Annotated in this window: 20 protein-coding genes; 11 read left to right on the top strand and 9 right to left on the bottom strand. The window is 57.8% G+C overall.

Features of this window, described 5'->3' with window-relative positions; all coding sequences use genetic code 11:
• Positions 1-48: 48 nt before the first annotated feature.
• The 4 genes from V6N02_RS06770 to V6N02_RS06755 form a co-directional block, all read right to left on the bottom strand.
• Entirely contained in the window at positions 49-183 is a 135-nt protein-coding gene (locus V6N02_RS06770) for a hypothetical protein (RefSeq protein WP_371224763.1), read from the bottom strand.
• Between the two features lie 139 nt (positions 184-322).
• Positions 323-721 carry an 8-oxo-dGTP diphosphatase MutT gene (mutT, locus tag V6N02_RS06765; RefSeq protein ID WP_371224762.1) on the bottom strand — a complete coding sequence of 133 codons (399 nt, stop codon included), beginning with the start codon at positions 719-721 and terminating at the stop codon, positions 323-325.
• On the bottom strand, positions 718-1,947 hold the full coding sequence (gene argJ / locus V6N02_RS06760; RefSeq protein WP_371224761.1) for a bifunctional glutamate N-acetyltransferase/amino-acid acetyltransferase ArgJ: 1,230 nt from the start codon (positions 1,945-1,947) through the stop codon (positions 718-720). The genes mutT and argJ overlap by 4 nt, the downstream gene beginning before the upstream one ends.
• A gap of 1 nt (position 1,948) precedes the next feature.
• The gene (locus tag V6N02_RS06755; RefSeq protein ID WP_371224760.1) at positions 1,949-2,815 is read right to left on the bottom strand and encodes a peptidylprolyl isomerase; all 867 of its coding nucleotides are present in this window, start codon (positions 2,813-2,815) and stop codon (positions 1,949-1,951) included.
• A 188-nt stretch (positions 2,816-3,003) separates the two neighbouring features.
• Here V6N02_RS06755 and secA point away from each other — a divergent pair, with 188 nt between their 5' ends.
• From secA to V6N02_RS06740, 3 genes are all read left to right on the top strand, one after another.
• Positions 3,004-5,697, top strand: a complete 2,694-nt coding sequence (gene secA, locus V6N02_RS06750) for a preprotein translocase subunit SecA (RefSeq protein WP_371224759.1) — start codon at positions 3,004-3,006, stop codon at positions 5,695-5,697.
• Between the two features lie 109 nt (positions 5,698-5,806).
• The gene (locus V6N02_RS06745; RefSeq protein ID WP_371224758.1) at positions 5,807-6,844 is read left to right on the top strand and encodes a hypothetical protein; all 1,038 of its coding nucleotides are present in this window, start codon (positions 5,807-5,809) and stop codon (positions 6,842-6,844) included.
• Positions 6,845-6,868: 24 nt separating this feature from the next.
• Positions 6,869-8,428 carry a substrate-binding domain-containing protein gene (locus V6N02_RS06740; RefSeq protein WP_371224757.1) on the top strand — a complete coding sequence of 520 codons (1,560 nt, stop codon included), beginning with the start codon at positions 6,869-6,871 and terminating at the stop codon, positions 8,426-8,428.
• Here the strand turns inward: V6N02_RS06740 and radC are convergent.
• The 3 genes from radC to dnaK form a co-directional block, all read right to left on the bottom strand.
• Positions 8,425-9,183: a RadC family protein gene (gene radC, locus V6N02_RS06735; protein WP_371224756.1), complete on the bottom strand. Its 759-nt coding sequence runs from the start codon at positions 9,181-9,183 to the stop codon at positions 8,425-8,427. The two genes, V6N02_RS06740 and radC, sit on opposite strands and share 4 nt — an antisense overlap.
• An 85-nt stretch (positions 9,184-9,268) precedes the next feature.
• Positions 9,269-10,426, bottom strand: a complete 1,158-nt coding sequence (dnaJ, locus tag V6N02_RS06730) for a molecular chaperone DnaJ (protein ID WP_371224755.1) — start codon at positions 10,424-10,426, stop codon at positions 9,269-9,271.
• 75 nt (positions 10,427-10,501) lie between these two features.
• A complete protein-coding gene (dnaK, locus tag V6N02_RS06725; RefSeq protein ID WP_371224754.1) occupies positions 10,502-12,418 on the bottom strand; it encodes a molecular chaperone DnaK in 1,917 nt (638 codons plus the stop codon).
• A gap of 212 nt (positions 12,419-12,630) precedes the next feature.
• Between dnaK and V6N02_RS06720 the strand changes: the two genes are divergently transcribed.
• Complete coding sequence (locus V6N02_RS06720) at positions 12,631-13,239, top strand: alpha-ketoglutarate-dependent dioxygenase AlkB family protein (protein ID WP_371224753.1); 609 nt, start codon at positions 12,631-12,633, stop codon at positions 13,237-13,239.
• A gap of 57 nt (positions 13,240-13,296) precedes the next feature.
• Here V6N02_RS06720 and V6N02_RS06715 read toward each other — a convergent pair whose 3' ends face one another.
• Together V6N02_RS06715 and V6N02_RS06710 are read right to left on the bottom strand one after the other, a co-directional pair.
• The gene (locus V6N02_RS06715; RefSeq protein WP_371224752.1) at positions 13,297-14,094 is read right to left on the bottom strand and encodes a CAP domain-containing protein; all 798 of its coding nucleotides are present in this window, start codon (positions 14,092-14,094) and stop codon (positions 13,297-13,299) included.
• A 199-nt stretch (positions 14,095-14,293) separates the two neighbouring features.
• Positions 14,294-15,115 (bottom strand): ABC transporter permease, encoded by an 822-nt coding sequence (locus V6N02_RS06710; RefSeq protein ID WP_371224751.1) that lies wholly within the window; start codon positions 15,113-15,115, stop codon positions 14,294-14,296.
• A gap of 138 nt (positions 15,116-15,253) precedes the next feature.
• Here V6N02_RS06710 and cysQ point away from each other — a divergent pair, with 138 nt between their 5' ends.
• The 7 genes from cysQ to V6N02_RS06675 all read left to right on the top strand — a co-directional run bounded on the left by cysQ (position 15,254) and on the right by V6N02_RS06675 (position 22,808).
• Positions 15,254-16,054, top strand: coding sequence for a 3'(2'),5'-bisphosphate nucleotidase CysQ (cysQ, locus tag V6N02_RS06705; protein WP_371224750.1), 801 nt, complete (start codon positions 15,254-15,256; stop codon positions 16,052-16,054).
• Entirely contained in the window at positions 16,051-16,851 is an 801-nt protein-coding gene (locus V6N02_RS06700; protein WP_371224749.1) for a 3-deoxy-manno-octulosonate cytidylyltransferase, read from the top strand. Before cysQ ends, V6N02_RS06700 begins: the two co-directional genes overlap by 4 nt.
• A gap of 128 nt (positions 16,852-16,979) precedes the next feature.
• Positions 16,980-17,873, top strand: coding sequence for a UTP--glucose-1-phosphate uridylyltransferase GalU (gene galU / locus V6N02_RS06695; RefSeq protein WP_371224748.1), 894 nt, complete (start codon positions 16,980-16,982; stop codon positions 17,871-17,873).
• 18 nt (positions 17,874-17,891) lie between these two features.
• Entirely contained in the window at positions 17,892-18,875 is a 984-nt protein-coding gene (gene galE, locus V6N02_RS06690) for a UDP-glucose 4-epimerase GalE (protein WP_371224747.1), read from the top strand.
• A 42-nt stretch (positions 18,876-18,917) separates the two neighbouring features.
• Positions 18,918-19,940 (top strand): glycosyltransferase family 2 protein, encoded by a 1,023-nt coding sequence (locus V6N02_RS06685; protein ID WP_371224746.1) that lies wholly within the window; start codon positions 18,918-18,920, stop codon positions 19,938-19,940.
• 166 nt (positions 19,941-20,106) lie between these two features.
• Positions 20,107-21,093, top strand: coding sequence for a glycosyltransferase family 2 protein (locus V6N02_RS06680; protein WP_371224745.1), 987 nt, complete (start codon positions 20,107-20,109; stop codon positions 21,091-21,093).
• Between the two features lie 17 nt (positions 21,094-21,110).
• Complete coding sequence (locus tag V6N02_RS06675) at positions 21,111-22,808, top strand: DUF5927 domain-containing protein (RefSeq protein ID WP_371224744.1); 1,698 nt, start codon at positions 21,111-21,113, stop codon at positions 22,806-22,808.
• Positions 22,809-22,812: the final 4 nt, after the last annotated feature.

Raw genomic sequence — 22,812 nt, 5'->3', positions numbered from 1 at the left:
CGGCCAGGTCCTTCACAGACTGGCCGCCGTTTTTCGTTTACCCTTCAGTCAAGCTGCCCTGCTGACCGGCACCCCCGAGAAAATGCGATCCCCAACCCGCACTTCCATCTTGCCGTTGGGCAGCGTGCGTACGCAAATCCCCTGAACGGAAATATACTTTCCAAGCCGAATTGTTCTGAGCATGTGCCCTCTCCCCAGTTGACACGTTTGATATGCATGATCTGGTGGCAGCCATTGATCACGATTGGTTAACAGTAACCGATTCGAGGGATGAGCGAGTAACTTTATTTCAGCTATGCGGTGAAAAAGAGAACTTTCCGCATCACAGCCAGTCGCGCAGGATCGGGATCAAGGGGATGTCTGCGGCTGGCATTGGATAGTCGCGCAGATCCCGGGCACGCACCCATTTCAGGTTTTGCCCCTCTTTCCCTCGCGGGGTACCCTCCCATTTTCGGCAGGCAAAGAGCGGCATCAGAAGGTGAAAATCATCATAGCTGTGGCTGGCGAATGTCAGCGGGGCCAAGCAGCTGGCCCAGGTGTCGATATCCAGTTCTTCGTGTAACTCGCGGATCAAGGCGTGTTCAGGTGTCTCGCCTGGCTCGATCTTTCCGCCGGGAAACTCCCACAGACCAGCCATCGATTTGCCCTCGGGGCGCTGGGTCAGCAGGATGCGCCCATCGACGTCGATCAGTGCGACAGCAGAAACCAGAATCGTCTTCAAGATCTGTAATCCGCGTTGATCTGGATGTAGCCATGGGTCAGGTCGCAGGTCCACACCCGCGCGGTACCCCCGCCAAGACCCAGATCGACCTGGATCGTAAGCTCTTGATTTTTCATATAAGCTGAGGCCTCGGCCTCGTCGTAATCCGGGTTCACCCAGCCATTTTCCGCCACAAGAATGTCACCAAACCGGATCGACAAAGTATCACGGTCTGCCGGCGCGCCTGATTTGCCAATAGCCATGACCACGCGACCCCAATTCGCGTCTTCGCCCGCAATCGCCGTCTTCACCAATGGTGAGTTGGCGACAGATAATGCATGGGTGCGGGCGTCGGCGTCGCTGGAGGCGCCCGTGACTGAAACCTCAATAAACTTGGTCGCGCCCTCGCCGTCGCGTACCACCTGGTGGGCAAGGTCCAGCATCACCTGCCGCAACCCTTCCATGAAGCCGACGCTGTCTTCCGTCACCCGAACACCCGAGGCCCCTGTCGCGGCGACCAACAAGGTATCGGATGTGGACGTATCGCTATCGACAGTGATGCAGTTGAACGTCGCGCGGTTCAGTGCCGTAACGACCGTTTGCAGCGCTGGCTGGTCCACCATGGCATCGGTGAAGATATAGACCAGCATGGTGGCCATATCCGGTGCGATCATGCCCGAGCCTTTGGCGATGCCCGCAATCCTGACCTGTTGGCCGTCGATCGTGACGGTTGTTCCGGCCCCCTTGGCAAAGGTGTCGGTGGTCATGATGGCGTGTGCTGCTGCCTCGATCGCCGTTTCATCCAGCCCCTGTGAAAGCTCGGTCAGTTTGGCGTTGATCCGGTCATGCGGCAGAGGTTCGCCAATCACACCAGTGGACGATGAAAACACCCGGGTCTCGGGCACGGACAGGGTATCGGCGACGGCCTTGGTGATGGCCGTGACCGACTTGCGGCCATTGCGCCCGGTGAAGGCGTTGGCATTGCCCGAGTTGACGATGATGGCTGCGCCCTGATCGCTGTGGTTGGTGATCTTGTCCTGACAATCCAGCACCGCAGCCGAGCGGGTTGAGGACTGGGTAAACGCCCCTGCAATCGCGGTACCGGGGGCCAGATGGGCCAGCATCACATCGGTGCGGCCCTCGTATTTGACCTCGGCGCTGGCGGTGGCAAAGCGGACCCCGCCAATCACCGGCAGTTCAGGAAAACCTGCGGGGGCCAGTGGAGACTTGTCGGTCACCTGCCCCATGTCATTGCTCCAGAAGGTCGGAATTGCTTATGATATCAGGCTCAATGCCGGAAAGATCAGGCCGCACAACGTCACTTTGTGCCTCAAGCTTTTTCATCATATCTTCAAACGCTTGTTGGAAAATTTCTTCTTCCAATTGCGACCGAACATCCTCCAGCTTCGGGAGGTCTTTTGAGCGGGTCTCTTGCAACGTGATGACGTGCCAGCCGAATTGTGTCTCGACGGGGGGCGATACTTCGCCCGCTTCCAAAGCCAGAACCGCATCGAAAAACGGTTCCACCATCGTGCCGGGACCGAACCAGCCCAGGCTGCCGCCGCTGGGCCCCGACGGGCCTGTCGAAAACTCACGGGCCAGCACGGCAAAATCGGCGCCATCGTCCAGTTTCGAGATCAGATCCTTGGCCTCATCCTCGGTTTCCACCAGGATGTGGGCGGCCCGGTACTCAGTGACGGGCGTATCCGGATTGTATTTGGCGTCGTAAGCGGCCTGGATATCTTCCTCACTGGCAGCATTGGGTTGCAACCGTTGGAACGCTGCACCCGCCATAATGGAGCGTGTCTCATTTTCGATTAACAACTGTGCACGCGATGGCAGATCATCCTTCAGCGTCTCTGCCAGCAGGGCCTGCTGCACCAGTTGATCAAGGATACCTTTGAACAGTTGATCCGGCGGAAGCTGACTGTAATGCGGTGGCAGGCCCTCGCGCAGCGCGATCATGTGACCAACGGTGATGTCCTTGCCGTTCACACTGGCCACGACCGTATCGGCCGAAACGGCATCCTGCGCATGGGCCATCGTGGCAAAAGGCAGCGTTGCGGCAAGCGCAATGGCTGGCAGGGTCAAAAGACGGCGAGGCATGAGAGGCATAATTGGTTCCTTTAGGAGCACATGTGAAGCACCGCAGGGGCGCGCAACGTTGACACTGTTACAGCGGCCCCTTACATCGCCTTAAGATCAAGGCAAGGACGCCACGTTGCACATGTTTTAGGGTGCGGTGACAGGCGGGGCAAGCAATAGCCTTTCACGATAAAGCGAAACACCGGAACGGAACACAAATGCTGGGTATGGGAACAGTTGCCAGAAAGATTTTTGGCACTCCAAATGACCGCAAGATCAAGGCGACGCGCCCTCTGGTCGAAAAGATCAACGCACTGGAACCTGAGTTTGAAGCGCTTTCGGACGAAGGCCTGATCGAGAAAACGGCTGAGTTTCGTGCCCGCGTGTCTGGTGGTGAAAACCTGGCGTCCCTTCTGCCCGAAGCCTTTGCCAATTGCCGCGAGGCGGCGCGCCGTGCCTTGGGCCTGCGGGCCTTTGACATGCAGTTGATGGGTGGGATTTTCCTGCACGAAGGTAATATCGCTGAAATGAAGACGGGCGAGGGTAAGACCCTTGTCGCCACCTTCCCGGCCTACCTCAACGCGCTGACTGGCGGTGCGGTGCATATCGTGACGGTCAACGACTATCTCGCCCGCCGCGACAGTGAATGGATGGGTAATGTCTATTCCGCCTTGGGCCTGACCACTGGCGTGGTGTACCCGCAGCAGCCGGATGATGAGAAAAAGACCGCTTATGCGGCTGACATCACCTATGCCACCAATAACGAACTTGGATTTGATTACCTGCGCGACAACATGAAGTCCGAACTGACCGAGGTCAGTCAGCGCGGCCATTTCTTTGCCATCGTCGACGAGGTCGATTCGATCCTGATCGATGAGGCACGGACGCCGCTGATCATTTCCGGTCCGGCGCAGGATCGCAGCGATCTCTATATCGCTATCGACAAGCTGATCCCGGAACTGACGGACGAGCATTTCACGCTGGATGAAAAGAACCGCAATGTCACCTTCACCGATGAAGGTAACGAGTTTCTCGAAAACCTGCTGATCTCGAACGGGCTGCTGGACGAGGGTCAATCACTTTACGATCCCGAAAGTACCACGATTGTGCACCACGTCAACCAAGGCCTGCGTGCGCACAAGCTGTTTGCCCGTGACAAGGATTACATTGTCCGCGACGGCGAGGTGATGTTGATCGATGAATTCACCGGTCGGATGATGGCCGGGCGGCGTCTGTCCGAGGGGCTACATCAGGCGATTGAAGCCAAGGAAGGCTGTGACATTCGTCCCGAGAACGTGACATTGGCGCAGGTAACGTTCCAGAACTATTTCCGTCTGTATGACAAGCTGGCGGGCATGACCGGTACGGCGGCCACCGAGGCCGAGGAATTCCGCGAGATTTACGGTCTGGGCGTTGTCGAAGTACCCACCAACCGCCCCATCGCGCGGGTGGATGAGGACGATGCCGTTTTCCGCACCGCTGAAGAGAAATTCAAAGCGGTGATCGAGTCGATTGAAGAAGCACACGAAAAGAAACAGCCGGTCTTGGTTGGCACCACTTCGATTGAGAAATCCGAGATGCTCAGCCAGATGCTGACCAATGCGAAGATCAAACATAACGTTCTGAATGCGCGCCAGCACGAGAAAGAGGCGCAGATCGTTGCCGATGCCGGTAAATTGGGCGCGGTGACTATCGCCACCAACATGGCCGGGCGCGGGACCGATATCAAACTGGGTGGTAATGTCGATTTCGCCATCATGGAGGCGATTGAGGCCAATCCCGACGCTGACCCGGAAGAAATTCGTCAGCGGATCGAGTCGGAACATGCCACTGGCGAGCAGGCCGTGAAAGACGCGGGCGGTTTGTTCGTTCTGGCCACCGAACGCCATGAAAGCCGCCGTATCGACAATCAGCTGCGCGGCCGGTCGGGCCGTCAGGGGGATCCGGGGCGCTCGGCGTTCTTCCTCAGCCTCGATGACGATCTGATGCGCATTTTTGGGTCAGAGCGACTGGAAAAAGTGCTGTCCACGCTGGGCATGAAAGAAGGAGAGGCGATCATCCATCCATGGGTGAACAAGTCGCTGGAACGTGCCCAGGCCAAGGTCGAGGGGCGCAACTTTGACATTCGTAAGCAACTTCTGAAATTCGATGACGTGATGAATGATCAGCGGAAGGTGATCTTCAAACAGCGTCTGGATATCATGAAAGCTGCGGATTTGTCCGAGATCATTCAGGACATGCGCGGTGAGGTTATTGATGATATGATCGACACCTACATGCCGCCAAAAACATATGCAGATCAATGGGATACTCAAGGTTTGCACGACGCCGTCGTAGAGCAACTGAACCTCGATGTACCTGTGATCGAGTGGGCTAATGAAGAGGGCGTTGACGACGAACATGTGATCGAGCGTCTGGAAGAGGCGGCCAATGCGATGATGGCTGAAAAGACCGAGATGTTTGGTGCGGAAAACATGCGCCTGATCGAGAAACAGGTTCTGCTTCAAACCATCGATGGCAAATGGCGCGAGCATCTGTTGACGCTGGAACATCTGCGCAGCGTGGTGGGTTTCCGGGGATATGCGCAACGCGATCCGTTGAACGAATACAAGAACGAAGCGTTTCAGCTGTTTGAAACCATGCTGGACAGTCTGCGTCAGGAAGTGACCCAGAAGCTGGCCCAAATCCGACCCATGACCGAAGAAGAACAGCAGGCCATGGTGCAACAAATGCAGGACCAACGGGCCGCGATGCAGGCGGCGGCTGACCCGGCACCTGTTGGCAATCCCGAGAACGCCAAGGAAGGGTTTGATGAAAATGACCCGACCACGTGGGGCAATCCCGGGCGCAACGAAACCTGTCCTTGCGGGTCCGGCAAGAAGTTCAAACACTGCCACGGGCGGCTTGCCTGACCGGTTTCTCCGACACATCTGCGCCTGAATGACACCTTGTTGGGGTCACAACACGGCCTGATTTCTCGGTTACGGCTTCCATACCTAAAAAGGTGTGGAGATCGAGAATATGCAGAAAAAACGCTTGATTACCGCTGGTGGGACATTGATGTGCGCGCTTGGCATTGGCTACTTTATGCAAAGCGGCCAAGCCCCCTCAGCCCCGCAAACTGCTGTTGTCACCGCCGGTGTGACTGGCGGTTCCGCGCAACCCGCGCCAGAGGCGATGACGAAGGATATACAGAAGCCCGCAGATCAATCTGTTGATCTGGGCGATGTGACGTTGACCTCGGCGGCCCCGGCCACGTCCGACGTGCCCGTTGTGCCTGAATTGCCGACGCAACCTGTCGTGCAGGCCGCTCTTGATGATACGCCTGCCGAACAAACTGACACCCCCGAAGCCGAGGCTGAAGCTGAACCCGATTTGGCATGTGAATACGCGCTGACATCCAAGTCCGAAGCCGCTGCGATGGTGCGCCTGACACTGTCGGCGCCTTGCATGGCCAACGAGCGTTTCACGCTGCACCACAACGGCATGATGATCAGTGAAGTGACAGATGCAGACGGTGCCAGCGAACTTGTCGTTCCGGCCTTGTCCGAAAACGCGACCTTTATCGTGGCCTTCCCCAATGGTGAAGGTGCGGTGGCCAATGCACAGGTGACGTCGCTGGCCTATTACGACCGTGCCGTGCTGCAATGGCGTGGTAACGGCGGAATGCAGATTCATGCACTTGAATTCGGGGCCGATTACGGCGCTGAGGGTCACGTCTCGGCCAAGGTCGCTCGCGATCAATCCGTCGCAGCGCTTGGTCAGGGCGGGTTCATTACGCGCCATGGGGCAAGTGATCTGGATGAGGCCCTTGTGGCCGAGGTCTACACCTTCCCGACCGGCGTGATGAAACGTGACGGTGATGTCGCCCTGCGCGTTGAAGCCGAAGTGACAGCCGCCAATTGTGGCCGCGATGTCGAGGCACAATCGATCCAGACCGGGGCCGACGGCACGCTGAAAACCCAGGATCTGGTTCTGGCGATGCCAGATTGTAATGCGATTGGTGACTTTCTGGTGTTGAATAATCTGCTGAATGACCTGAAAATCGCCGCCAAGTAATCCGCGGCGTTCAGAGGTCATCTTATGACAAAGACACGTGCGGCGATCTTCGCCGCACTTTTCCTTTTTAGCGCTGCGTCTGCGGCCACGGCGCAGGACGTCACCTTGTCGTCGCGGGATGGCGCGGTCGAGATCTCGGGAAATCTGCTGGGTTTTGACGGCGAGTTTTACCGCGTCGATACCATCTATGGCGAGTTGACTGTCGACGGGTCGGGCGTGAATTGCGAAGGACCGGGCTGTCCCAATCTTGATCAGTATGTCGCCCGCCTTACACTGGCCGGGGCGCCCACGATTGGGCGCGTGTTGATGCCGGGGCTGCTTGAGGCGTTTGCGATCAAGAACGGTTACGATCTGGACCGGCAAACTGATGATCAACGCAGTTTTATCTATGCGATTTCCGAAAAAGACACCGGGCAGGTGATTGGTGAATTCACCTTTCGCCTGTCAAACACAGATGAGGGCTTTGCCGATCTGTTGGCCAACGAGGCCGATATCGTCATGTCCCTGCGCGAGGTCCACACCGATGAAAACGCCCGTGCCCGCGAGGCCGGGCTTGGCGATCTGACTGACAAGGGCCGCAGCCGGGTTCTGGCGCTGGATGCGCTGGTGCCGGTGGTGTCACCCACCAACCCGATCCAGGGCATCACCACGCCCCAGTTGGCACAAGTTTTGTCAGGCGAAATTGATAGCTGGGATGCCTTGGGTGGCCCGGATGCTCCTATCGATGTGCATCTGCTCGACAGTGCCTCGGGGCTGGGACAAGCCACCGAAGATCGACTGCTGCGTCCTACCGGGCGGCCTTTGGTTGCCGGGGCCGTGCGTCACGCGACCGAGCCCGAGCTGTTGGCGGCGGTTGCCGAGAATCCTTTTGCGGTTGGTGTCACCAGCCGGTCGGATACGGGCAATACCTGGCCGCTTGCCCTGCGCGGCGGCTGCGGGTTTGAGTTGAATGCCACCCGCCGCAGCGTGAAGACCGAGGATTATCCCCTGACCGCGCCACTGTTCCTTTACATGCCCGCACGACGTTTTCCCAAACTGGTGCGTGAATTCCTGACCTACCTGCGCGACCCGTCGGCCCAGCTGGTGATCCGCCGTGCCGGGTTTGTCGATCAGACCCCGGAAGAGATCGAGATCAATGCGCAAGGCGACAGGTTCGCCAACGCGATCGCGCGGGCTGGTCAGGATATCACCTTGCCGCAATTACAGCAGATGGTTGCGACGCTGGCGCCTCTGAAACGGCTGACCACGACGTTTCGGTTTGAACCCGGGTCGGTCCGTCTGGACGCGCAGTCCCGCTCGAACGTGTTGCAATTGGCCCGCTCGATGGAATTGGGACAATATGATACCCGCCGACTGGTTTTCGTCGGGTTCAGCGATGGGCAGGGGCCATCTGCTGGTAACCTTGAAATCGCCAAGCGACGTGCCGAGGCGGTCAGAACTGCGGTGACCCGCGCGGCGGAAACCGCCAATCTGGCGCGCATTGACATCGAGGCGATTGCTTTTGGCGAGGCGATGCCGATGGCCTGTGACGACAGCGAATGGGGCCGCCAGGTGAATCGTCGGGTCGAGGTGTGGGTGCGTTAAAGATAGCCTTGGCTGCGAAAGCTGAGTTCACAGGATTTTCCGACAATGATGTGGTCATGCAGGGTGATGCCCAACGTGGCGCAGGCGTCCTGCACTTTCTGGGTCATCGAAATGTCTTCGTTTGAAGGCGTTGGATCGCCCGACGGGTGATTGTGGATCAGGATCAACGCGCTGGCATTCAGTTGTAGCGCGCGCTTAACCACTTCTCGGGGGTAAACCGGTACGTGATCGACCGTGCCGCGGGCCTGTTCTTCATCGGCGATCAGGACGTTCTTGCGATCAAGGAAAAAAATGCGGAATTGTTCTGTGTCGCGATGCGCCATTGTGGTGTGGCAATAGTCGATCACACTGTCCCAAGATGAAATAACCGGGCGTTGCAGGATGCGGGACTGGGCCAGCCGGTGCGCTGTCGCTTCGACGATTTTCAGTTCGCACAGCACCGCTTCGCCGACACCGCCGACTTGGGTTAGCTGATCGGCGGGGGCCGAAATCACGCTGTTGAAATCACCGAACCGATCCAGCAAGTCCCGCGCCAGCGGTTTGACGTCGCGCCGCGGGATGGCGCGGAACAGGACCAGTTCAAGAAGTTCATAATCAGGCATCGCCTGTGCTCCGCCCTCCAGAAACCGGGCGCGCAGGCGTTTGCGATGGTCGCGGATGTAGGAAGGCTGCTTGCCGGGCACAAGGGCTTCGGTTGTCTGCGCCTCGTCGAAAAGGGGCAGGGGCAATTCACCAAATTGGGTTGACGCGCTCATGCCGCCAAAGTGGCAGAGCTTGGTTAGCGATTGGTTAAGATTGGCAGAGGATTAACGCAGGGGCACTCTACGCCCCCGCATCATATCAGCTTTTCATGCTGTCCCAAAAGCTTTTGACAGACGAGAAAAAGCTTTTGCTTTCGGGATTGTTATCCTCGGACAGGGCCTCGAATTCCTTCAGCAGTTCTTTTTGCTTCGATGTCAGGTTCACCGGGGTTTCCACGGCCAGTTCGATGAACATATCGCCGCTTCCGCCGCCGCGCAGGGCAGGCATGCCCTTGCCGCGCAGGCGCATCTGGCGGCCTGACTGGCTTCCGGCGGGGATTTTCACGCGGCTGCGGCCGCCGTCGATGGTGGGCACTTCGATGTCGCCACCTAATGCGGCCGCGGTCATCGACACGGGCACGCGGCAAAACAGGTTGTTCTCGTCGCGCTCGAACAGTTTGTGCTCGGCCACATCAATGAAGATGTAAAGATCACCCGGAGGACCGCCGCGCATGCCGGCCTCACCCTCACCCGCCAGACGGATGCGAGTGCCGGTTTCGACCCCGGCGGGGATGTTCACGCTCAGCGCGCGATCTTTCTCGACCCGGCCCTGTCCACCGCAGGCTTTACAGGGGTTCGAGATGATCTGACCCATGCCCGAACAGGTGGGACAGGTGCGTTCAACGGTGAAAAACCCTTGTTGCGCGCGGACCTTGCCCATGCCCGAACAGGTCGGGCAGGTCGAAGGTTCGGCCCCGCCTTCGGCGCCCGAGCCATCGCAGGATGTGCAGCCGACAGAAGTGGGTACGTTGATCGTTTTTTGCAGGCCGGTATAGGCGTCTTCCAGCGTCACGCGCAGGTTATAGCGCAGGTCGGACCCGCGCGCGGCGCGTTGACGCCCGCCACCACGGCCACCGCCGCCGCCCATGAAGTCGCCGAAGAGGTCGTCGAACACGTCCGAGAACGCGCTGGCAAAATCGCCCTGGTTGCCAAAGCCTGCACCGGGGCGTCCGCCGCCATTGCCCATGCCACCTTCAAAGGCTGCATGACCAAACCGGTCATAGGCTGCCTTCTTGTCGGCATCTTTCAGAACATCATACGCTTCGCCCGCTTCCTTGAACTGGGTTTCGGCGTCTGGGTTGTCTTTGTTGCGATCGGGGTGAAGTTCTTTTGCCTTACTGCGATAGGCTTTCTTGATCTCATCCGCCGACGCGCCTTTGGACAGCCCAAGAACTTCGTAATAGTCACGTTTGGCCATCAGGACTCTCCTTGGTCGGAACGGCGTAGGCCAGCCCGATACCCGGGCCGGCCTGTTTGCGTTCCGTCACGCACCTTAGGCGCGTTTGTCGTCGTCGAGATCTTCGAAGTCGGCATCGACGATGTCGTCGTCACCGGCAGCGGCCTCGTCGGCGGCTACCGGCTCGTCTTCGGCCTCTTCGGCTTGTGCTTTGTAGATCGCCTCGCCCAGTCGCATGGCAACCTCGGTGACGTTCTGGATGCCTGCCTTGATCTTGTCAGCGGTGGTGTCTTCTTTTTCCAGATCGTCTTTCAGGGCTGCAATGGCCAACTCGATCGCCTCGATGGTGGTCGGGTCGACTTTCTCGCCATGCTCTTCCATCGACTTCTCGGTCGAGTTGATCAGGCTTTCGGCCTGGTTCCGGCTTTCCACCAGTTCGCGACGTTCCTTGTCGGCCTCGGCATTATCCTCGGCGTCCTTGACCATCTTTTCGATGTCCTCGTCGGAAAGGCCACCCGAAGCCTGGATCGTGATCTTGTGCTCTTTGCCGGTGCCCTTGTCCTTGGCTTCGACCGACACGATACCGTTGGCATCGATGTCGAACGTCACCTCGATCTGGGGCATACCGCGCGGGGCAGGCGGGATATCTTCCAGATTGAACTGACCAAGGATCTTGTTGTCGGCGGCCATTTCACGTTCGCCCTGGAACACGCGGATCGTCACGGCCGACTGATTGTCTTCGGCGGTCGAGAAGATCTGGGATTTGTTCGTCGGGATCGTGGTGTTGCGGTCGATCAGGCGCGTGAACACACCGCCCAGGGTTTCGATACCCAGGGACAGCGGAGTCACGTCCAGCAAAACCACGTCTTTCACGTCGCCCTGCAGAACGCCGGCCTGGATGGCGGCACCCATGGCAACCACCTCGTCGGGGTTCACACCCTTGTGGGGTTCCTTGCCGAAGAATTTGGTGACCTCTTCAACCACTTTCGGCATCCGGGTCATACCACCGACCAGAACGATCTCGTCAATCTCGTTGGCCGACAGGCCCGCATCTTTCAGAGCCGCCTGACACGGTTTGATCGACGCTTTGATCAGGTCGCCCACCAAGCTTTCCAGCTTGGCGCGGGTCAGTTTCATGACCATGTGCAGCGGCTGACCGTCCGAGCCCATCGAGATGAAGGGCTGGTTGATTTCAGTCTGAGAGGACGACGAGAGTTCGATCTTGGCTTTCTCAGCGGCTTCTTTCAGACGCTGCAGAGCCATCTTGTCTTTGGTCAGGTCGACGCTGTTCTCTTTTTTGAACTCGTCAGCGAGGTAGTTGACGATGCGCATGTCAAAGTCTTCACCGCCAAGGAACGTATCCCCGTTGGTGGATTTCACTTCGAACAGGCCATCGTCGATTTCCAGGATGGTCACGTCAAACGTACCGCCGCCAAGGTCATAGACAGCGATGGTGTGGGTGTTTTCCTTGTCCAGACCATAGGCCAGAGCAGCGGCTGTCGGTTCGTTGATGATCCGCAGCACTTCGAGACCGGCGATTTTGCCGGCGTCTTTGGTGGCCTGACGCTGGGCATCGTTGAAGTACGCGGGAACGGTGATGACCGCCTGGGTCACGTCTTCGCCCAGATAGCTTTCAGCGGTCTCTTTCATCTTACCGAGGATGAAGGCCGAGATTTGGCTGGGGCTGTATTTCTCGCCGCGGGCTTCGACCCAGGCGTCGCCGTTGCCGCCATCAATGACGTTGAACGGCATGTTCTTTTTGTCCTTGGCCAGATCCGCGTCATCCACGCGGCGGCCAATCAGGCGCTTGACGCCAAAGACGGTGTTGGTTGGGTTGGTGACGGCCTGACGTTTTGCAGGCTGGCCGACCAGACGCTCATCATCGGCGAAGGCGACGATTGAGGGTGTGGTACGCGCACCTTCCGAGTTTTCGATGACGCGAGGCTGGCTACCATCCATGATGGCGACGCAGCTGTTTGTGGTTCCGAGGTCAATACCAATGACTTTAGCCATGTTTGCGATCCCTTTTCCTTAAGGCGATTGTGCGGGGCCCTGACCCGTTATGGCATCCGGGACCCGATAGACAGAACGGGTGCCGCGAGGGCGACCGCGCTTCATCGGCGTATATAGGCAGGCCAAACTGACCCTGCAAGCGTTGGAAAGCGGTGGATTTTGCAATTTTGCCCTAAATGCATCAGGTGAGGGCAAAGAAAGATGAGAATCCGATGTCTGAACCGACGCTTCGCATACGCGGCTTTGATATCTACCAAGGGTATCTGGACTGCGCTGCACAGGCCGCGCTGCTGGGCGATTTGCGCGCGGTGGTCGCTGCGGCCCCTCTGTTTTCGCCGCAAACGCCGTATGGCAAACCGATGTCGGTACAAATGACTTCGGCGGGTAAATATGGCTGGTACGCGGATCGCAGCGGCTATCGCTACGAGACCGCGCATCCCATGGGTATGGCGTGGCCTGCGATTCCCGAGCGCGTGCTGGCGATCTGGCGCGCGCTGGTCAGCAAGGACCGCGACCCTGATTGCTGCCTGATCAACTTCTATGGCGAAGGGGCGCGCATGGGGATGCATCAGGACCGTGACGAAGCCGATTTCTCCTGGCCGGTTCTGTCGATATCGTTGGGTGATGAAGGCCTGTTTCGGATCGGTAATACGGAGCGCGGCGGCAAAACCAGCTCGCTCTGGTTGGGGTCGGGCGATGTGGTGCGCATGGGGGGCGATGCGCGTCTGACCTATCACGGGGTGGATCGCATCCGTTTTCAAAGCTCGGCCCTGATGCCCAAGGGCGGGCGGATCAATCTGACCTTGCGCGTGGTGGAGTGAGCAGGCACCCGGCACGGAGGGAGGACGGCGCCGGGTGCCTGCGTCAGGCTCTGAATTCTAAATGAACTCTAGCCCGTCAGATTGGATTGGTGCGCAGGTGTACTCGTAGAACTCATCGTAACTGGGCACATCGCTTGGAGTATCGGGATCTGTCGGCGTCGGCATGGGCTGAGGCACGAACATAAACAGGTCGGTAAAGAAATCCTCGCTTATCGGGCTTGATGAGAACGTGTCGAAGAAATCCTCAAGAAGCTCAGTCAAAGTTGGCGGCGTTGTCGGTGTGTCGGGCGATGTCGGCACCTCGACAGGATCGTCTGTCTCGGGATCCGATACCGGGGTCGTGGGGGTGTCAGGATCGGTCTCGACCACCGGGGTGTCGGGTTCGGGGGTAACAGGTGTGTCTGGCTCGGATGTTGCGTCCGTCGCGCCAAAGTTCTGGGTGACCATGACGCTGTCAAAGCGGCCAAAGTCACCTTGTTCGATGCCAATGCCGATCTCGTCATAGTCCGGGTTCAGAATATTGGCGCGATGACCGGGGCTTTCCATCAGGCTTTCGTGCAGATCGCGCACATCATCTTCCAGACCGGGGTCACCCTGCTCGGATTGCCAGGCGATATTTTCGCCCCAGGTCCAGTTTCCTTCCAACTCGTACCCGGCAGATTGAATGCGGTCGCCCGCGGACGATCCGTTTTCGCCGGTGTGCGAAAAGATATCCTTTTCCAGCATCCATTCGCTGTGGTCTTCGCTGGCTTCGTTCAGATCACCGTTGAACCGCAACGGGGACAAGCCTGCGGCACTGCGTTCTTCGTTGATCAACTCAAGCATGAGAGTTTCGAGTGCATTTGGTTGTGACATTTTTCGATTCCTTTTCTGCGGGGCCTCGGGGCGCACACTTGGCAAGGCAGGAATGGGTCAACAACCGGTGGCAACAGATGGCCGACCCGCGCGCGGGTTATTGCGAAAAACACAGATTATGTCGGCAGATTTCCAGATAGGCGTGTGAGCTGCGGGACGCGGGTCTGGTATTGGTGAATGTCGCCTGAGTGGCGCAGATTTACCGCTTGGCGTTCCAACTGACCGAGGCGAATTGACGGGTGTAAAACTCGCCCATCAGCCCGATCATGATCAGCGTCAATGCCAGGTAAAGGGGGTACTCCCACATCGAATTGCGCGGAACGTAGTTGATGAACACAAACCCCCGTGCCTGATCAATCGTGTGAAACAGGGGATGCCAGTCGAACATGGCAATCATGAAACCGGGCAGCGTGTTGGCCACGAACATCTTGCCCGAGGCAATCATACTGGCGCGTTGATAGACCGTGGTGAATACCCCCACGAGGCCCGGAGCCCAGGGTTTGATCGACAAAAGCACCAAGCCCAGGGCGACACCCGAGAACCATGACAGGAGGAACATCCCATAGGCCGCAATGGGCTGTTCGATGGTAATGGGCGTAAAGATCACATGGTAGAAAAACAGGATGATAATCAGGGTGAGTGTTTGAATATAAAGCGTACTCAGGGCAGCAGCGCTGATCGCGATGATCGTGTTCAAAGGCGCGTGCAACATCATCGCCGAGGTTGGACCCTCGGCGCCCACGACCGCCCCAAGCGATTTGGTGTGGGTGAGGAACAGGAAAATGCCCGACATGATGAACAGCAGGAAATCGCCACGTAGACCCGCGCTGCGGATGCCAAGCATGACGAACATGATGTAGAAGGCCATCACAAACAGCACCGCCACCAGGATGTTGGATGCCAGGGCCACAAAGGCGTTGTTATGGCCCTTGCGGACTTCGCGAACAGTCGCGTGATAAATCAACTCACCGGTGGTGATCACCGATTGCAGGGTCGATCGCGTCTGAACGTTGTGAAACATGGTTAACCTGCTCTGGTCCGCTCGGATGGCTTTGTGGCACGGATTTCTTGCTGTCCCGTTACCAGCGTATCATAAGGGGACAAACCTCACCGGGCAACACATGCGTGTTTCGGCGCGTTTAATTACAGGAGCAGTGTCTTGGATTACGAAAAACTGGTTGTTGTGATGCGCAAACTGGCGCTGGAAGCGGGCGACAAGATCATGGAAATCTATTCGGCCGATGACTTCGACGTCAAGGTCAAGTCGGATGACAGCCCGGTGACCGAAGCGGACGAAGCGGCTGATGCGATTATCTCGGCCGGGCTGCGCGCGGCTTTCCCGGATGTGACGCTGATCACCGAAGAGCAATCCGCCTCGCATTCCGAGCAGGCCGACACGTTCCTGATTGTTGATCCGCTGGATGGAACCAAGGAATTCATTCACCGTCGCGGCGATTTTACCGTCAACATCGCCTATGTGGAAAATGGCGTGCCAACGCGTGGGGTGGTCTATGCGCCCGCCAAGGATCGGATGTTCTTCACCCTCGCCGATGGGGCGTCCGTCGAGGAAACCGGCGCTTTGGAGCGGGATGTGATGGGGCCGACCAAGGCAATCCAGGTGTCCGACCCTGACAACGGTGCCCTGATGATTGTGGCCAGTAAGTCGCACCGCGATCAGGCCACCGATGACTACATCGCAAAATACGCGGTGAAGGACATGAAAAGCGCGGGGTCGTCCCTGAAATTCTGCCTGATTGCCACGGGTGAGGCGGATATCTATCCACGGGTCGGCCGCACGATGGAATGGGACACTGCCGCCGGGCACGCGGTGTTGAATGGTGCGGGCGGCGCGGTCGTTCGCTTTGATGACCACAGCCCGCTGACCTATGGCAAGGACGGTTATGCCAATCCGTTTTTCATTGCCTATTCACCCACTGTTGATCTGAAGCCAGCAACATGAGCGTTCTGGTTGTCATCCCCGCGCGCTATGCCTCGACCCGCTATCCCGGCAAGCCTTTGGTGGCGTTGACCGGTGCATCGGGTCAGGCGAAAAGCCTGATCCAGCGGTCGTGGGAGGCTGCTGTAGAGGTCAACGGTGTCGATCGGGTTGTGGTGGCCACGGATGATGATCGGATCGGCGACGCGGCCAAGGGGTTCGGCGCCGAGGTAGTGATGACCTCAGAGGATTGCGCCAACGGAACCGAGCGCTGTGCCGATGCGATGGAGCGGCTTGGTGAAGTTCACGACATCGTGGTCAACCTGCAAGGCGATGCACCGCTGACGCCGCATTGGTTTGTCGAAGACCTTGTAACCGGCCTGCGCGGTGATCCGGATGCCGATATGGCCACGCCGGTTTTGCGCACGGATGGTCAGGCCCTGAACGGGTTTCTGGAGGATCGCGCCAATGGCCGCGTCGGCGGCACCACAGCCGTCTTTGGCCGCACCAATCATGCGCTCTACTTCTCGAAAGAGGTGATCCCCTACACCGGGAAAACCTATCAGGCACAGGACGAAACGCCTGTTTTTCATCATGTTGGCGTCTATGCCTATCGCCCCGCTGCGCTGGCTGCGTATCGTACTTGGCCTGCTGGTCCGTTGGAGCAACTGGAGGGGTTGGAGCAGCTGCGGTTTCTGGAAAACCGACGGTCAATCCTGTGTGTCGAGGTCGATGCGCGTGGGCGGCAGTTCTGGGAGCTGAACAATCCCGAGGACGTTCCGCGACTTGAGAAGATGATGGCCGAAATGGGCATGAACTGATTACATCGCTGTGAGGAGTGCGGCACCACGGCCAAAAATGGACTAAAATTCAGGTTTTTCCCCTGATCGAAATTCACCTTTCATTGTTTTGGTGTATTGTGTCCAAAAATATACGCGAGGAGCAGGCAATGCGTAACAAGGTAACCAAAGCGATTTTTCCTGTCGCTGGTATGGGTACACGGTTTCTTCCAGCAACCAAGTCGGTTCCAAAAGAAATCATGACTTTGGTGGACCGTCCGCTGGTGCAATATGCCATCGACGAGGCGCGCGCGGCTGGGATCAAGGAATTCATTTTTGTAACGTCGCGCGGCAAGGGCGCGTTGGAAGACTATTTCGACAATGCACCGCAGCTGGAGCAGGAACTGCGCCGCAAGGGCAAGGATGACCTACTGGAAATCCTCAAAAGCACCAACATGGACAGCGGTGAAATTGCCTATATGCGACAGCACAAACCGCTGGGGCTGGGCCATGCGGTGTGGTGTGCCCGCCGTCTGATTGCCAACGAACCCTTTGCCGTGATCCTGCCCGATGATGTGATCGCCGCCGAAAAACCATGCCTTGCGCAGATGGTCGAGGCGTTCGAGGAAAATCCGGGCAATATGGTCGCCGCCATGGAAGTGCCGGATGAACAAACCTCGTCCTATGGTGTTCTGGATATCAAGGAAGACATGGGCGCATTGGTGTCGACCAAGGGCATGGTTGAAAAACCCAAAGCAGAGGATGCGCCCTCGAATCTGGCCGTGATTGGCCGCTACATCCTGACGCCCACGGTACTGCAAAAGCTGAACAAGAAAAAGACCGGTGCGGGTGGTGAAATCCAGCTGACCGATGCCATCGCAGATGCGCGCGAAGAGGGTGAAGAGGTGTTTGGCTTCCGCTTCAAGGGTCAGCGGTTTGACTGCGGCTCCAAGGCCGGGTTCCTTCAGGCCACCGTGGCCTTTGCGCTGGACCGCGAGGATTTGCGCGACGATCTGTGGGGCTATCTGAACGATGTCATTCACGCCCAGAGCGCCGCGCAGTAGTCTTCCGGGGGGCTGTCTTTGACAAATATACTGGTTACAGGCGGCGCGGGTTACATCGGCTCGCATGCCTGCAAAGTACTGAAGCAGGCCGGGTTCACGCCGGTCGTCTATGACAATCTGTGCACTGGCTGGGAGGATGCGGTCAAGTTCGGCCCCTTCGAGAAAGGGGATCTGACGGATCGCGCCCGGCTGGATCAGGTCTTTGCCGCCTATCAACCCGAGGCGATCATGCATTTTGCCGCCCTTAGCCAGGTGGGCGAAAGCATGCGCGAACCGGCGATGTATTGGCACAACAACGTGGCCGGGTCTCTGTGTCTGTTCGAGGCGGCGGTGGCCGCGGGGTGCAAGAATGTCGTGTTCTCATCCACCTGCGCCACCTACGGCGATCAGGATAATGTGGTGCTGGACGAATCCAGCGCACAACATCCGATCAACGCTTACGGTGCCTCCAAACGCGCGATCGAGGATATTCTGCGCGATTTTGAGGTGGCCTATGGCCTCAATCATGTGATCTTTCGCTATTTCAACGTGGCCGGTGCCGACCCCGAAGGCGAGGTGGGCGAGTTTCATCAGCCCGAGACTCATCTGATCCCCCTGATGCTGGATGCGATTGATGGCAAGCGTGATGCGTTGACCATTTTTGGCACCGATTACGACACACCCGACGGCACATGCATACGGGACTATGTGCATGTGATGGACCTTGTCGAGGCGCATGTTCTGGGCCTGAACTGGCTGCAACAGGGCAAGGGCAGCCGGGTGTTCAATCTGGGTACGGGAACCGGGTTCTCGGTGCGCGAGGTCGTCGATCATTCGGCTGCTGTGACCAACAAGGACGTGCCGATGGTCGAAGGGCCGCGACGGGCAGGCGACTGCGCCAAGCTGGTGTCGGGATCCACACGGGCCGAGGCCGAGCTGGGCTGGAAACCGACACGCTCGACGCTGGATCAGATGATCGCGGATGCGTGGCGGTGGCACCAAACTGGACATTATGACAAATAACGCCGAGTCTGCGTATCAGGGCGGCAGAACACAGGCGCTGATATGGACAGGCTGAACGAGCTTGCACTGGCTTACCGGTTGCGTTGGAAGCGCCGCCGCCTGTTATTTCGTTCCCTGCGTAAACGTCGGCAAATCACCCCTGTCATCAACAGGGCAGCGCAAATCGCGCCAAAAGATATTCTGGCCTTTGCGACCGTGCGCAACGAGATGGTGCGCCTGCCACATTTTCTGGACCATTACCGCGCGCTGGGCGTGGCGCAGTTTCTGATCGTCGACAACGCCAGCGATGATGGCACAGCCGATTATCTGGCAGCGCAACCCGACGTGTCATTGTGGAGCACGCCGGACAGTTACAAGCTGTCGCGCTTTGGCATGGACTGGCTGACTTGGTTACAACGTCAATATGCAGGTGGGCATTGGTGCCTGACGGTGGATGCCGACGAAATCCTGATTTACCCGCATTATGACACGCGACCCTTGCCCGCGCTGGTCGAATGGCTTGATACCCATGGGCGGCAATCATTCGGGGCGCTGATGCTGGATATGTATCCCAAGGGACCTCTGAACGCACAGACCTATGAAACAGGCGAAGATCCGTTTGAGATTCTCAACTGGTTTGATGGCGGCAACTATATGATCCAGAAAAAGCCCGACCTGCAAAACCTGTGGATTCAAGGCGGCGTACGTGCGCGCCATTTCTTTGCCGATCGCCCGCGCCGCGCCCCGACGATGAGTAAGACCCCCTTGGTCAAGTGGCGGCGCAGCTATGCCTATGTCAGCTCGACGCATTCGTTGCTGCCGCGTCGCCTGAACCATGTTTATGACGAAGAGGGGGGTGAAAAAACCTCGGGAGTTCTGCTGCACACCAAGTTCCTGCACACGATTGTCGAGAAGTCTGCCGAAGAAAAAGACCGGCAGGAACATTTTGCCAACTCCACCCTGTACGAGACCTATTACGACGGCCTGATCGGAAATCCCGATCTGTGGTGCGAAGGCTCCACGCGCCTGATCAGTTGGCGACAGCTTGAGGCGATGGGCCTGATGTCGAAAGGAAACTGGGTGTGAGCGCTGGTAGAAATACTGGTTTTCCGGGGGGTTGGAGCATATTTGTTTCCAAATTCGTAACAATTCTCCTCGAAAAAGAATTGATTAAGTGTCAGAGACTAAACAGTGAGTTGAAAACGCGGTTTGGGTTAGGAGATGCAGGGTGAGCGTGTGGCAGTCATATCGAATGCGACTGCGCCGGAAACGGGCGAAAGTGCGTGCGTTCCGCAAGCATTTCTCGCTGAATAGTGTTGAGGACCGCACCCAGAGAATCCAACCCGGTGATATCCTGCTGTTCTCGACCTTCCGCGATGAATATGTGCGCCTGCCCTACTTTATGAAGTATTACCGCGATCTGGGCGTGTCGCATTTCCTGATGGTGGACAATGGCAGCACCGATGGGGGGCGCGAATACCTTGCTGATCAGGAAGACGTATCGCTGTGGAGCACCACCGCCAGCTATAAACGCGCGCGGTTTGGCGTGGATTGGCTGAACTGGTTGCAACAGAAATATGGTCATGGACACTGGACTCTTGTGGTCGATCCGGACGAGTTTTTTGTCTACCCGTTCTGCGATACGCGCCCCATTCGTGCGCTGACCGACTGGCTGGATGTCAGTCAGGTGAAATCCTTTGGTGCAATGCTGCTCGATATGTATCCCAAAGGGCGGATTGATGCGGTGCCCTATCGCCCCGGGCAAGACCCGCTTGAGATCGCATCGTGGTTCGATCCGGGCAACTACATGATCGAGAAGAACAAGAAATACGGAAACCTGTGGATTCAAGGCGGGCCTCGGTCACGTGTGTTCTTCCCCAACCAGCCCAAGAAGTCACCAGCGCTGAACAAGATCCCTCTTGTGAAATGGAACAAGCGCTACAGCTATGTCAGTTCGACCCATATGTTGCTGCCACGCGGGTTGAACCTGACCTATGATGAATGGGGCGGGGAACGCGCGAGCGGGGTGCTGCTTCATGCCAAGTTCCTGGACACATTTGCGGTCAAGGCCGCCGAGGAACTGACCCGCAAACAGCACTATGCCGCCAGCATCGAATACAAGGCCTACGCTGAAAGATTTTCGGACACACCAGACCTTTGGTGCAAATGGTCGGAAAAGTATATAAACTGGCGGCAATTAGAGATCCTTGGGCTGATGTCTAAGGGCAACTGGGCGTGAGGAAAGGGCAGTCGGACATGCGTGTCGGGATCATCATGCTGGTGCATACGGCCTTTGGCCGGGCCGAGCAGATCGCACGTCACTGGTCTGCTGCCGGATGCCCCCTGGTAATCCATGCCGACAAATCTGTGCCGCGCAAAGCTTACGATGCCTTTGTAAAGGCACTGTCTGATTTGCCCGACGTGCGTTTTGCTACGCGCCATCGCTGTGAATGGGGCACTTGGGGGCTTGTGGCCGCGACGCAGGAAGCCTCGCAGATCATGCTGGATGCGTTTCCCGATGTGCGGCATGTTTATCTGACCTCCGGGTCCTGTCTGCCGTTGCGCCCGGTGCATGAGTTGATCGAGTATCTGAGTGATCGCCCGCATACGGATTTCATCGAATCCGCCACCACCGCCGATGTGCCCTGGACCATTGGTGGGCTGGATCAGGAACGTTTTACCCTGCGTTTTCCGTTTTCATGGCGCAAAAATCGCTGGATGTTCGATAAGTACGTCGCCCTGCAACGCACCCTGCGCTACAAGCGTCGCATTCCCAACGGCATCGTGCCGCACATGGGCAGCCAGTGGTGGTGCCTGACGCGTCAAACCCTGTCGGCCATTCTGGAAGACCCAGAGCGCAAAATCTATGATGACTATTTCCGCAAGGTCTGGATCCCGGATGAAAGCTATTTTCAGACCCTCGCGCGGCTTTATTCGCGCCAGATCGAAAGCCGCTCTCTGACCCTGTCCAAATTCGACTACCAGGGCAAGCCGCATATCTTTTATGATGACCATCTTCAGTTGTTGCGCCGTTCGGACTGCTTTGTGGCGCGCAAAATCTGGCCCTTTGCCAATCGGCTTTACGATGCCTTTCTAACAGATGCCTCGGCGGCGATGAACCGGACCGAGCCAAACCCGGGCAAGATCGACCGTATCTTTGCCAAGGCGGTTGAGCGCCGCACGCGCGGACGCCCCGGCCTTTATATGCAAAGTCGTTTCCCCGTCGAGACGCGTGAAAACGGGCTGACCTGTGCGCAGTATTCGGTGTTCGAAGGGTTCAGCGATCTTTTTGAGAATTTCGAGGAATGGCTGACCAAAACCACTGGCACACGGGTGCATGGTCATCTTTTCGGACCGGACCGAGCCGAGTTTTCCGAAGGGCAGACGGTGCTGAATGGCGCGCTGAGTGACAGTGCCGCGCTGCGCGATTACAACCCCCGCGCCTTTCTGGCCAACCTGATCTGGAACACACGCGGACAACGCCAGTGTTTTCAGTTTGGCCCGCGTGACAATCAGAAGATAGAGTGGGAGATTGCCAAGGATCCCAACGCCCAAGTGTCGGTGATCACCGGGGCCTGGGCCGTACCGTTGTTCAAGTCAAACCGCAACTTTTCGGATATCCGGCAAGAGGCGGCGCAATTACAACAGATCGAAAGCGAGCATCTGAAATGCCTGCGGTCATCCTGGACCAAGGCGCGGGTGCGTATCTGGACCATGGCCGAGTTTATCGAGGCCCCGATGGAACCGTTGCAGACGATCATCGACGAGATTGGCCAACAAAACCTGCGCGGTCTGGCCGAGGTGCCGCGGATGTCCGATCTGACCGGGTTTGGGCAGTTCCTGCAAAACCTGAAAAATCAGGGCATGCACCCGTATTTGATGGGTGATTTTCCCGTCTCGCAAAGCGAGGTCGAGTCGCAGCAATCCAAACGCAAACCCTATCTGGTCCGGTAACCTG

Source organism: Roseovarius conchicola (genome assembly GCF_041403425.1).
Taxonomy (GTDB): Bacteria; Pseudomonadota; Alphaproteobacteria; order Rhodobacterales; family Rhodobacteraceae; genus Roseovarius; species Roseovarius conchicola.
Note: the sequence above shows the minus strand (reverse complement) of the source record. Positions and strands in the feature narration are given on the sequence as shown.

Excerpts from the sequence above, each read along its gene's own strand:
- V6N02_RS06675 (WP_371224744.1), top strand. The coding sequence starts at position 21,111 with ATGCGTGTCGGGATCATCATGCTGGTGCATACGGCCTTTGGCCGGGCC.
- V6N02_RS06745 (WP_371224758.1), top strand. The coding sequence starts at position 5,807 with ATGCAGAAAAAACGCTTGATTACCGCTGGTGGGACATTGATGTGCGCG.
- V6N02_RS06740 (WP_371224757.1), top strand. The coding sequence starts at position 6,869 with ATGACAAAGACACGTGCGGCGATCTTCGCCGCACTTTTCCTTTTTAGC.
- V6N02_RS06715 (WP_371224752.1), bottom strand. The coding sequence starts at position 14,094 with ATGTCACAACCAAATGCACTCGAAACTCTCATGCTTGAGTTGATCAAC.
- secA (WP_371224759.1), top strand. The coding sequence starts at position 3,004 with ATGCTGGGTATGGGAACAGTTGCCAGAAAGATTTTTGGCACTCCAAAT.
- galU (WP_371224748.1), top strand. The coding sequence starts at position 16,980 with ATGCGTAACAAGGTAACCAAAGCGATTTTTCCTGTCGCTGGTATGGGT.
- V6N02_RS06685 (WP_371224746.1), top strand. The coding sequence starts at position 18,918 with ATGGACAGGCTGAACGAGCTTGCACTGGCTTACCGGTTGCGTTGGAAG.
- V6N02_RS06680 (WP_371224745.1), top strand. The coding sequence starts at position 20,107 with ATGCGACTGCGCCGGAAACGGGCGAAAGTGCGTGCGTTCCGCAAGCAT.
- V6N02_RS06700 (WP_371224749.1), top strand. The coding sequence starts at position 16,051 with ATGAGCGTTCTGGTTGTCATCCCCGCGCGCTATGCCTCGACCCGCTAT.
- radC (WP_371224756.1), bottom strand. The coding sequence starts at position 9,183 with ATGAGCGCGTCAACCCAATTTGGTGAATTGCCCCTGCCCCTTTTCGAC.
- V6N02_RS06755 (WP_371224760.1), bottom strand. The coding sequence starts at position 2,815 with ATGCCTCTCATGCCTCGCCGTCTTTTGACCCTGCCAGCCATTGCGCTT.
- argJ (WP_371224761.1), bottom strand. The coding sequence starts at position 1,947 with ATGGGGCAGGTGACCGACAAGTCTCCACTGGCCCCCGCAGGTTTTCCT.
- V6N02_RS06720 (WP_371224753.1), top strand. The coding sequence starts at position 12,631 with ATGTCTGAACCGACGCTTCGCATACGCGGCTTTGATATCTACCAAGGG.
- dnaK (WP_371224754.1), bottom strand. The coding sequence starts at position 12,418 with ATGGCTAAAGTCATTGGTATTGACCTCGGAACCACAAACAGCTGCGTC.
- V6N02_RS06770 (WP_371224763.1), bottom strand. The coding sequence starts at position 183 with ATGCTCAGAACAATTCGGCTTGGAAAGTATATTTCCGTTCAGGGGATT.
- dnaJ (WP_371224755.1), bottom strand. The coding sequence starts at position 10,426 with ATGGCCAAACGTGACTATTACGAAGTTCTTGGGCTGTCCAAAGGCGCG.
- V6N02_RS06710 (WP_371224751.1), bottom strand. The coding sequence starts at position 15,115 with ATGTTTCACAACGTTCAGACGCGATCGACCCTGCAATCGGTGATCACC.